At 52.0% G+C, this 6,026-nt stretch carries 1 protein-coding gene; it reads right to left on the reverse strand.

Annotated features, from left to right (window positions below; genetic code table 11):
* A partial coding sequence (locus H9Y05_RS16045) for a PKD domain-containing protein (protein WP_216714882.1) occupies positions 1-6,026 on the reverse strand: 6,026 nt, incomplete at both ends.

Raw genomic sequence — 6,026 nt, forward strand, 5'->3', positions numbered from 1 at the left:
CTATACCCTTCACCATTCTCCACATGTCTGCCTGGTAGGTACGATCCATACGGATAGTAATCACTCCATTCCAGCTGTTGGTCTGTGGTTACTACTGTAAATTCATTGGTGTTTACAACAGTCACCGTTTCCAGCACACGCATATCTCCGATCACATACCGCACGTTCCCCAGGTGGTCACTAAGCTCATAGCGTTTGTATCCAACAGCACGTGTCAGCACCACATCACCCCTCGATGCCATGATCACATGCGGCTGCACCGGTAGGTGTGAGAGCAGTTCATAGCCCGTCTGAACAGGTTGGGTTGGCAGAACAGGAACTCCCGCTCCGTAGTTCGCCCATTCGTTGTATACCACAGCCTCACCTTCCGTTGGAACATACATCAGCTGTGTCTTCCCGCGGCGTACCTCCCAGTACTGGTGGTCTCCCGCCGCCGCCGCATAACCAAGGGTCTGCGTCAAAGGATCATAGTACAACATCTGTTTGGCAGAACCATCCTGCTGGCCCACCGTGTTGTTCTGTTCATAAATTCCATGCTGACTCGCATACAAGCCGCCTGCCGCTGTAAAATCCAGCGATCCCTTTCCGTAGTTCCCCGCATAGTCATTCGGGTTCATAATCGTTGACAGGGTGGTCACCTCTGTATGGCTGCCATCCAGTCCAAACACCTCTACGGAGGCATGACGGTGTGCAAAACCTGCAATGTTTTCCCTGTGGTTGTAATACATGAGCATCGTACCATCAGGGGACAGTTGCAACTCTCCCTCTCCCAGGGAGTCCGAACTCTCCACCCGGCTCATATAGTGCGGAAGCGATGCTCCCTGATCCGTGATCTCAAAGACAACCAACTCCACCTCGCCCAGACACGCTGCCGTGTCCTCTGAAGGAACATAACGCGTGGCATAGACCAGGTTTCTTCCGTTCAGCTGATCTTCCAAAAGGGCCATGTGACTACCATAACGGTAGGTATCATCCAGAAGGATATTTCCTTGTGTAATTTCTCCCTTCGGTCCTGCCAGTGTTCCCCAGCCTGCGGCATGCATGTTCATGCGGTGCATTACCGGGTGGCGGTCTTCATTGAGGGAATACAACTGGTAGCGGCCATCCAACAGCGAAGGATCCCGTCCGATTACCGGTTTTACATGCCGGTAAGGTTTATTGAGCGATTCCGTACCCTTGATCAGTTCATTGTCTGTATTGAAAATCAGGGATACCGTTTGGTTGCCTAAATAATGACCTGCAACCGTCGAGTATACCTCCAGTGCTCCTGCCGTCGTCTCTCCTACCGTTACCCCATTGTCTGTCTTACCATAGTAGCTCACCGCTGCTCCGCCGTCCTTCATACTATACGTATCATTTTGCACATCGTGTTCAAAATACGTATGGCGGATCTCACACTGACACAATGTTGCATCTCCTGAGGTGGTGGTTTTTAACAGCGGGGTAATCCAGTTCGTGAGCTCTGATAAGACCTGCGTGCCGTCTGAGCTGAACTGTCCGATGTTACTGCCGTTGAACTGCCAGGTGTGTAACACCTCTTCCCGGGTGTCCGTTCCCAGGCGTGCCGCACCATAGATCGGACGCTCTACCAATCGCAGGGTCGCCTGGTGGTCAAAGCCGTCTCCTTCCTCTATGGTAATCTCATACACCCCCAGCGGGTTCCCCTGGGCATCGTGCACATAACGGGTATAAGTCGCTGTGTGAAGCGGATTACTCAGATCCGCAACATAGGTCTTCCCGACACGGATACCCATCGGATCGTAGTGGAACTTACTGGCCTCCTGGATCGTGTTCCCATTATAGCTCCGGGTCTTCTTCACCTGGCTCACCTTCTGATCCACCGTCCACTCAATGTCCAGTACCACATCCCAGATCTCGTTATTACCCAGGTTTTCTTTCCCCGTGTCTTTCACCAGGTTCCCGATCTCATCGTACGCATACTGGTGCGTATCCATCAAATCCGTCTTAGAACCCGCATTCGTTGTAATGTGGTCTGTAACCGATTTCAACGTATTGGTCGTACGCGGTGTATAAGGCGTATTGGTGATCGCTGCGCCCGAGGCGTTCTGATAAATGTAATCCAGCTCATCCATCTGGTTTCCTGCATCATCTTTTCTGTTCAAGGTCAACAGGTTTCCGTTCCGGTCAAAACTGTAACTCGTCGCAAAATGCGTCGTTGCTGCATGCAGTTGGGAGCCGATGTCATACGTATAGCTGTTCATCTCCTTGATGCGCTGCAGGTTGTCATAGCGGTAGGCCATCGTCAGGCTCTGACTCGTGGCTGCGCTACCCGTGGCCGTCTTCCAGTTCCACGAACTGATGTTCCCGTTGAACAGGTCATTCGCTCCGTAGATGTTGCCGCTGGCAAGGTGCTCATTGGCCGTTCCCGCATCATTGCGTGTAAAATCACCCTGGTAATACCCCAAACTCATTCCAAAGGCACTGCTCAGATACTCATGCTGAATAGAAGAACCCGTTACGTTACTGCTGCCACTCGTTTGGGTAGCAACCTGGTTCGGGTTGTTGATTCCCTTCATCCAACCCTGGATCGTGTAGGTGTAATCCACCTGTTGGATCTTGTCCTGACCGATGCGAAGTGAGCGCAACGGCCCATGGTCGTAATAGTCATATGCTCCGTCTGCATCCCACAATACTCTGTCACGGGATGTTTCTGCCAAAATCAACTGGTTGTCCTCATCGTAACTGTAGCGGTGGAAGAAACGATCCTTGCGGTGCTCGTTGTAAGCCACATCCAGCACGTTCCCACTCACCAGATCGTAATTATACTTAATGTAGTTCTCTCCAATGATCGGATCCTGCTGTACCAGCCACTCAACATTCCCATGCACATCATAGCTGTAATAGGTCGTGTAAATATCTTCTGTTGTACCCGGATCGCCGTCCTCATCCCGCACGATATGCGACACCCGGTTCTGCAAATGCTGCTGACCCTCTCCGTAGTAATCCATTGCCGTCAATGTGCTGTAATACGTTTGAGTCACCTGGCGCAGCGCATACGTCCCTGCATCCGGAAAGGATGGATCATTGGCCAGCGTCTGGTTGATTCCGGCAAACACATTCGTAAAGTCAATGCCCGAGCTTGCTGTATTGCTCTCTCCTGCCTCATAGACCCTGCCCAACTCGTCATATTTGGTGTACGAGAACGTCCCTTGTGCTGCCTGACGGGCATTCTGTGAGAACCGCAGACGCTGTAAGCCGTCGTAAATAAATTTACCTGTTCCCCCATCAGGTGTGGTCTGCTCCTTGAGCTGGTTCAAGGCATTGTAATCGTAACGGGTTGTCAAACGATGATTCGGAACCCATATTCCAGGTGCATTGTTTGCATCGCCGCTCTTGCGGTGCAACTTGATCGAAGCAATGTCTGTACTATCCAAAAACTCTACGCCTTCCGGTGGAACGGTCTTCGTCAGATTCCCTGCCCGGTCGTAATAATACAGGGTGTACTGCTCGTAGCTGACATCGTAGCGCAGCGTCATCTTGTCCGTATAATGTTCCAGGCTCTGGCAGTGGTCCTTGTAGGTACTCATTGCAATGCCTGTCTGGTAGTTCATACATTCTGAAAGCTGCTCCAGAAGGGCGTCCGCTGCCTCGGTCATCGATTCCGATAGTAAATCGTCCTGCTTCGGGGTCGGTTCTTCTTCTACAGGTTCCGTCGGTACGTTTCCAAATACAAAGTGAAAGCGAAGACCCGCAACCAGGTTCGCACCCATTTCAAAATATGTGTATTCCTCACTACAGCCGTTCTGGTCCGTCACCCGTACAAGGTATCTCCCCTCCGGAAGACCATTGGTAACAAGACCGCTGGCATGGGTAAAGCCACTTGCTGTAAACGTGCTGCCCGAAAGTGTACCCTGGATCCAGGTAACCGTAAAAGAACCATTGTTCATCTGAGTAGCCAGTTCCGAAGCGTTGGGTGAAGAAAGTACGACACTCACGTTGCATCCCGAGTTCGATACCGAGGAGATATCCCAGATTTTCGGGTTCTCAATAAGGGTACTGCCCCAAGCACTACAACCCGTAACAAGGTCTGTAACATTCACCGTATAGGTAACCTCGGCTGTAATATCCTGACGAAGCGGGGAGTCGTGAGAAGGCAGATCATTCCAACTATAGCTGTAAGAGCCGCTGCCACCATTCACTATCGCTTCGATTTCTCCGTCTTCCAGTGTCTGACAGTTGATTGGTCCCTGGCCGAAAGCAACGGTAAGACCCTGAGAGGAAGCAACTGTAAAGGTATGTGTGGTGCTGCAGCCTGAACTGTTGCCCGTAATGGTAACCGTATGGCTGCCTTGAGAAAGGCCGCTGAACGTAGCGCTGCTTCCGCTAATGGTTTGGGAAGAAAGCGTAAAGGTGTAATTTTCTGAAAATCCGGGGGTTTGTGCCGTAATCGTAACTGATGCCGGTGATGCCCCGCAGGTATAAGCCCCGCTGTGGCTCGCACTGATCGAATAGGTACCGATCTGGTGGTATTCGCTGGTCAACTGGCAGCCGTTCACAAGACCGCTCACGTGGTAAACTCCTGTAGGGAGGTTTGTCATGTTCGTTCCTGTCTGCGAAGCATTGTAAGCATTCGTCCAGCTCAGGTTACTTACCGTACTCTGATCCGATGCACTCACCGAAAGAGAACCTGTTGAGCTGCCACAACCGCTGGCCTGAGTAGATACCTCAAGGGTTGCTCCGTCGTAAGTGATCGAGCCGTACCCTGTGTAGCTACACAACGGATAATCCGTGTAGGTAATCGTATAGGTAACCGTGCCTTCTGAAAGGCCCGTGATCGTATGAGTGCCGGCATTGTAGCTTCCTGAACTGCTCCACACATCAATACCTGCAGCTAACAAGCCCGCAGAAAGATCAAGGGCGATCGAGCCGTCGGATGCTCCCGGACAGCTAACCCCTGTAATAGCTGTGTTATCTCCCGAGGAAGGAACAGCTAAGATCGCTGCTGAATACGTCGCCTGGGCTGTATGGGAACACGTCTGATCCGTTACCGTCAACTCGTAGGTGCCTGCCTGGTTAACCGTTACTGTGGAACCGGTACCAACCACTGTGTTCGTTTCCACGTGGCGCCATACATACGTATAGCTTGATCCGCTCAACGGGTTACTCAGTACGCCCTGAAGGGTCATAGAGCCGCTGCCGCAGATGTAGGGAGTGCTGCTCTGGATGGTCGCTCCCAAACCGCCTCCGATCGTAATGTTTTGTGTGCTCTGCCGGATACATGCTCCGTTTGTCGATTGAAGGGTAACCGCATACGTACCTGCGCCGCTGAAGGTATGGGTAACAGGCGTTGGGGTGATTGTTCCCTGGGTAACAGGTTCTGAAAAAGTCCAGAGATACGTGATCCCCGGTCCGCTTGTGGTACTTGAAGGGGTAAATGTATACTCTGTATAGGTGCATGAACCGGTCAATGCGCTGGTGAAAGTGGCATCAATGGGTTTATAAACGCTCACGGCCTGGGTGTAGCTCGAGGTACATCCGCCATAGGTAACCGTCAGGGTCACGTTGAACGTGTTCACGTTTGAGCTCGTAAAGTCCGTAGTGAAAGTGTGGTTGATCAAATAACCCGTCGCATCTTCTATGCCGTCGGTAGTAAAATCCCAGCTGTACGTATCTGCCCACAAGGGAAGGTTCTGCGGAACAAAAGGGGTGCCCTCACACAGTTGAGGGGAGGTGAAATAAGGGGTCTGGGGGCCGGCCTGAACCTGCTGGGAAACACTCGAGGTGCAGCTGCCGTTGCTGGTCGTTAAGGTAACTGTGTAAATGCCTGCCGTGGCATACGTATGGGAAGGGTTCTGAACGCTTGCCGTCTGGCCGTCTCCGAAATCCCAGCTGTAGCTCAAACCCGATGACTGTGCGTGAAAAACAACACTGGTGTTCGTACACGAACCCGTCCAGCTGTAACCCGCAGAAGGATAGCCGCTCACCGTAACCTCAATGTACGAAGGACAGACCGTCGGGTCTTCCGCATCCTGTAAGGTCACAATGTACGTGCCGTTGCTACTGTA

Origin of the sequence: Taishania pollutisoli (assembly GCF_014518315.1) — a bacterium.
Classification (GTDB): Bacteria; Bacteroidota; Bacteroidia; order Flavobacteriales_D; family Crocinitomicaceae; genus Taishania; species Taishania pollutisoli.